At 56.5% G+C, this 5,118-nt stretch carries 5 protein-coding genes; 3 read left to right on the plus strand and 2 right to left on the minus strand.

Annotation, left to right across the window (positions count from 1 at the left end):
- From FJ973_RS30665 to FJ973_RS31680, 3 genes are all read left to right on the plus strand, one after another.
- On the plus strand, positions 1-862 hold an 862-nt coding region (locus FJ973_RS30665), incomplete at its 5' end, for an AraC family transcriptional regulator (RefSeq protein WP_210240123.1).
- A gap of 532 nt (positions 863-1,394) precedes the next feature.
- On the plus strand, positions 1,395-2,462 hold the full coding sequence (locus FJ973_RS30670; protein ID WP_140558912.1) for a helix-turn-helix domain-containing protein: 1,068 nt from the start codon (positions 1,395-1,397) through the stop codon (positions 2,460-2,462).
- A gap of 251 nt (positions 2,463-2,713) precedes the next feature.
- Positions 2,714-3,319: a L,D-transpeptidase gene (locus FJ973_RS31680; RefSeq protein WP_140558913.1), complete on the plus strand. Its 606-nt coding sequence runs from the start codon at positions 2,714-2,716 to the stop codon at positions 3,317-3,319.
- Between the two features lie 137 nt (positions 3,320-3,456).
- Here the strand turns inward: FJ973_RS31680 and FJ973_RS30680 are convergent, their stop codons facing one another.
- Positions 3,457-3,909: a universal stress protein gene (locus FJ973_RS30680; protein ID WP_140499425.1), complete on the minus strand. Its 453-nt coding sequence runs from the start codon at positions 3,907-3,909 to the stop codon at positions 3,457-3,459.
- Positions 3,910-4,582: 673 nt separating this feature from the next.
- The coding region (locus tag FJ973_RS30685; protein WP_140558914.1) for a Ku protein at positions 4,583-5,118 on the minus strand (536 nt) is incomplete at its 5' end.

The raw sequence follows: 5,118 nt of genomic DNA on the forward strand, positions 1-5,118 counted from the left end.
CGATCTGGCGCTGAGTTCCATCGAAATCCCAGGCTCCGGCTACGAGATACAATGGGAACATCGCAGACGGTCCCTGTTGGATCACTGGATGCTGTCCGTGCCGTTCTCGCAGTCTGCTGCCGGCGAGATGACATCTCGTCGGCCCCGCATGAGGTGTCTGGCCTTGCCCGATGTTGGAGTGAGCAACGATGATCTGTTCATCACACTGTTTCTGCCCCGCACATGGCCGGCAACCAGATCATCGAAAATCGAAGCCAGCGACGAGGCACTGGATTTTCTTGCGCACTACGCCGTTCTGCTGCACCGCTCACTTCCTCATTTGAGAGAAGCGGATCTGCCCCATATCGTCACCGCGACTGCCAACATTTCCGCGGCTGCTCTTATGCCGACAAAAGATCATCTGGCAGAGGCGCAAGGGCCTGTGAACGCGGTGTCTGCCGCTCGGATTGCCAAGCGTATCGCAGAGAGGTTGAGCGATCCCGACTTGACGCCCAACAAACTCTGCCGTGCGGTCGGTGTCTCACGCTCCCGTCTCTACCGGATTTTCGAGCCGGTGGGCGGTGTGTCCAACTATGTGCGGCGCAAGCGGCTGCTGAAAACGCGCGACGCTCTAGCGGACAGTTCGGACAGGCGAACGATCTCCAGCATTGCCGAAGTATGGGGCTTCCAAGATCCGTCTACCTACAGCCGGATGTTCAAAACAGAGTTCGGCATCTCTCCAAGGGAAGCGCGCGAACTCGGGTGGCAGGGCGTCAAGCATTCGACCTGGCTGACTGTGGATGAGCCCCTCGCGGATGCTGGCATCCTGAGCAACCTTCTGATCAACAATTCATTGGGATTGTCCCTTTCTTCAAGACAGTGACGGATTCCTGGCAGAGGTCGGGGCGCCTGGAGATCATCCCACAAGCTACAAGAAATATACGTCAAACCCATATTATGGATTCCTCGCATATTTTTCAAAAATCGATGACCGTTTAAGCTCGGCCGTGTCCTCGTCATTAGCATCACGATTTTCGATAACTCCACTCTGGATTTTTAATTGTCAGGACCGTCTCCTTGCGAAAAGCACATCGTTCATTGTTGATCTGCTAGCTCGATAGGAGCTTGTGATGGAGGTAACAGTACGAAGCGATACTCTTGGCGAGCCGATCGCTGGAGCAGTTGCCATACACGCTGCCGACATCCGCACATCATCGATTCTGCTGGCTGGGCGAGATGTTCTTGTCGACTGGTTCTATACCACCCAAGCAGGTGCGGGTGTCGGGATTTCAAGTCCCATAACCTCGATCTCGCCGCGGCTACATCCGCCGGGGATGAGCCCGATACGTCTGGTCTCTTGATCGAGAATTCCATGGGGTTGCCGTCACCCTCTTTCAAGCAATGAGTTTGCCTCAATGCAAGACAAGCCATCAATTGTCAGCGAAAGCGAAACGATCGGGACCCCAGAACCTCTAAGATGCGTCGTAGACGTTGATACCTCGCAGGCGCCACCGCCCGAGCAATTCGACCTTTTCCGGAGTTGGCACTCAAATATAGCCGACGTCGAATTGCTGCGAGACGAGTTCGGCTCGTTCTCTGCGCGCGAGCGGGCGTGGCGGTTGGAGAGCCTCGTGCTGGCTTTCATCGAATACCCCGGGATGGGGTACCGTCGGCGGTGGCGCAGCAGAAAGAATCCGGTGTTCGACCACTGGGCTCTTTCGGTGCCCCAGACAATCCCCGCGGGCGGCGGCACGCCAAGAATGGGACAGCTGCGCTGGCAATGCCTGGGTGCACCCCATGAAGACCAGGGTGAGGATGACGGTGTCCTTGCGCTATTCCTTCCGCGGGATTTCGCCTTCTCGCAACCCTTCACGCTCGATATCCGGCCCGAGATGGCCGCATTCGTCGCCGACTATGTTCTGCTGCTCTATCATTCCTTCCCCCATCGCACGGAAAGCGACGTCCCGTATGTCGCATCGGCGACCACCAGCCTGCTTGCCGCGTGCATTTCCCCGTCCCGGGATCACTTTTTCGAAGCACAGGAGCCGATCGACGCGGTCATCATGGCCCGCGCGAACAAGATCATAATAGCCAATCTGGCCGACCGGAATCTGACACCGGGAAAGCTCTCGCAAGACCTCGGCATTTCACGCTCTCGACTTTATCGGATTTTCGAACCAGCCGGAGGAATCTCGCACTATATCCGGCGACAGCGGCTGCTGAAAACGAGGGACGCGCTCGGAAACATCGCTGATGGACGCCCGATTTCGAACATTGCGGAGGAGTGGGGCTTCATGGATCCCTCGACATATAGCCGGACATTCAGGCGCGAGTTCGGAATCTCGCCCAAAGAGGCGCGGGAGGCGGGCTGGCTGGGCCTCAAGCACCCTCCGTTGGCGGAGCGGTCGAACAACGGCAAACCTTCTCTGAACAGCCTCCTGGCCAACAATTGCCTTCTCAGCCATCAGCTTTCGACTACGTGATTGGAGTCTTCGGCTGAGGTAATCTTGTCGAAGACAAGAGTGAACCCATTCCTTGGCGAAGCTGGAGATTGGACGCCGGTTCGAACTGCCCGCCGGGAACACCACGCAGTCTGACGAGGCGCTCGTATGACATAAGAGATTGCACCCTCAGCGGAGAGGCCGATGTCAGAAATGTTTGTCCCGATAGCGCAGGCTCATCGAAGCTCATAAAATGCCAGCCAAGAAGTCATTAAATTTCGGAGGTTCATTTGGTGAATTCTTTGAGCAGACGATCCGTGATCGTTGGGGGAATATCATTTCTGGCGCTGTCCGGGCATGCGGAAGCTTCCCAAAAGAGTTGGTATATCGGGAGAATTCCAGATAAGCCTTTTGACATCCCTCTCGTAGACAAGACGCGCATCCCCCAGCAATTCCGTCGGCAAACGGTGCCTTACTTGGGTAGGGAAACCGCCGGAACAATCCTAATCAACAAGCAGGAGCGCTTCCTGTACTATGTCGAAGACGCAGGCAGGGCGATCCGCTTCGGCATCGCTGTCGGTCGGGATGGACAGCGATGGGGTGGAGAGGCCATCGTTGAACGAAGAGCCCAATGGCCGACCTGGACCCCCACCGCCAACATGCGACGCCGTAATCCGAGCTTGCCGCAGCGCGTTCCGGGAGGCCCAAACAATCCTCTCGGCGCCCGGGCGCTGTATCTGTATCGCAATGGCCAGGACACGCTGTATCGCATTCATGGGACCAATGAGCCGTGGACCATTGGAAAAGCTGCATCATCCGGCTGCATCAGGATGTTGAACGAGCATATTTTTGAACTCTTCGGAACGGTGCGCAACGGCGCGCGGGTTATCGTTGTCTAGCCTGCGGCAATCATGAATGCCATTGCGCGGCACCTCTAAATGCCGAGGCCGACGCGTGGAGACATCCTCGTCACAGGACACCGTCTCTCCGGAAGGTTGAGCGCAAAGGAAGCCGGCGCTTCTCCGGTTTCGTTTGGCTACCGTACGACCAATACAGGCACACTTCCATCCGCGAGAACCTCCGACGTCTGGCTTCCCAGCAAAAGCTTTCTGATGCCACGACGGCCATGGGAAGCCATCACAATCAGATCGCAGCCTCGTGACTTGGCGGTGTCGATAATCGCCTTGGCCGGGTAGGTATCCGGGACATGTAGAAATTCTGCGGAAACCCCCATCCGGTCGGCTGCCTCCCTGACTTGATCGAGGACTTGCCCTGCGAATTCCTTGCTCGCGGCCTCAAAACTATCAACCTCCTCCTGCGAAGGAATAGACCCGGAGGTAAATCCGGTTCCATAGTCAATCAGCATTGGCTCCGTGACCGTGACAACTGTCGCCTTGGCAGCCAAGGCTTTCGCCAGGGCTATCCCCTGCTCAACGCCCTTCCTGGCGACGTCGGAGCCATCCGTGCTCACGAGGATATGAGTGTACATCTGAGTTCTCCCTGCCTAGTCGACCACGGTTCCGGCAACACCAACACTCGTCGAGATATGCACGTTAGTGCACTGCAAGCCCTCTCTTGGACATCCAACTCACGCCGCTTGTATCGCGACGCTGGGCACATTCGGGAGCGGACGCACCATCTCCAAACCGCGGAGGAATAGCGCTAGCCCGGCCCGACGATCACCAATTGCCTTTTCGTGTACCAGCTATGGTTAAATCACAGACAAGACGACAGATGTTCGCAATGCCTTTGTTGCCCCCTCAACCTACAATTCATCGAGTCATTGCGTTATGTGCAATTTATCCCAATGAATTGCATCTCGTCCAATTCTCCTTATTGCGACGTGCATATGTTGGCGATTCCCCTTTCGACCCCAAAATCGAACAATATGATTTGATCAATGTATCTTTCGGTGAGTATCTCCATGTGAAAAGAAGCACATTATTGACTGGAGGGGCGGCAGCCGTCACCGCCTGTCTGCAAAGCCCGCCTTTTCGCAGTCGATGGGACGTGCATCTTGGGGTTAAAGGCGACGCGCCCCTGCACCGCGCGAATGACTCGGGCGGAAGCCCCGAGCCCGAGCGACCAATCGATCTTTTCTGATCCCGGCACAGGATCGTTTTCGGTCATAATTCGAAGAAAGCAGACAGCCAGATCCGCGACTATGCCGATTTGCGTCCGGCTTTGGCTTTGGGGCGGTCCTTGATGCCTTCCTTGGCGAGACTCTTGCGGAGAACCGACGCCAGATCGATAACGTTCTCCTTGGGCGGGGGCACCGGTTTGGGCGGCTGCTTGCCCTTGCGTTTTGCGTCGATCAACGCGATGAGCGCATCCTCGTAGGTGTCTTCAAATTTCGACGGATCAAACTTGGTCACTTTTTTGTCGATCAGCAGGCCTGCGATTTCGAGCAGTTCCTGGTCATATTCATGGCTTTCCAGGTCTTTGAATACGGTCTCTTCCGAGATCATCTCGTCATGGGTCCGCAACTCGGTAAGCAGCATTCCCTTGCCATATGGCTGTATCACGACTTCGCGCCCGCGTTGGTACAGCACCACGCAGGACCGCGCCGCCACGCCCTTCTTGGCCATCGCTTCGCGCAGCACGGAGAAGGCCTCGGTGGAAGCGCCGTCGGCAGGGATCAGGTAATAAGGCTTTTCCAGGTAGCGCGTGTCGATATCCTTGATGGCGACAAACTCGT

It is taken from the genome of Mesorhizobium sp. B2-1-3 (assembly GCF_006442495.1).
Classification (GTDB): Bacteria; Pseudomonadota; Alphaproteobacteria; order Rhizobiales; family Rhizobiaceae; genus Mesorhizobium.

What these genes read in the sequence shown, in the direction of transcription:
- FJ973_RS30680 (WP_140499425.1), bottom strand. Translation starts at nt 3,909, where the DNA reads ATGTACACTCATATCCTCGTGAGCACGGATGGCTCCGACGTCGCCAGG.
- FJ973_RS30670 (WP_140558912.1), top strand. Translation starts at nt 1,395, where the DNA reads ATGCAAGACAAGCCATCAATTGTCAGCGAAAGCGAAACGATCGGGACC.